1 protein-coding gene is annotated in these 223 nt (G+C 47.1%); it reads right to left on the bottom strand.

The genetic code is table 11. The features are described 5' to 3' along the window. The coding region (locus DW835_RS18585; RefSeq protein WP_243037251.1) for a zinc ribbon domain-containing protein at positions 1 to 223 on the bottom strand (223 nt) is incomplete at both ends.

The following is a 223-nucleotide window of genomic DNA, read 5'->3' as shown; positions in this document are numbered from 1 at the left end:
GCGGATATAGTGCATGGAACACTGGCGTAATCCCTGTCCGTACTTACTGCAATGGTAGTGTGCATAGGGATTTTTGTTCTGGCTGTTTACACCATAAGCCAATGACCATCCGCAGTCCGCACATTTTACCAGCCCGGAAAATATCTGCGTTGTGCCATTCTTCTGTCGTCTGCGTCTGCTTGCAATCAGCTCCTGAACTTTTTGGAACACTTCTTCGGAAATA

Source organism: Clostridium sp. AM34-9AC (genome assembly GCF_003480225.1).
Taxonomy (GTDB): Bacteria; Bacillota; Clostridia; order Lachnospirales; family Lachnospiraceae; genus Acetatifactor; species Acetatifactor acetigignens.
Note: the sequence above shows the minus strand (reverse complement) of the source record. Positions and strands in the feature narration are given on the sequence as shown.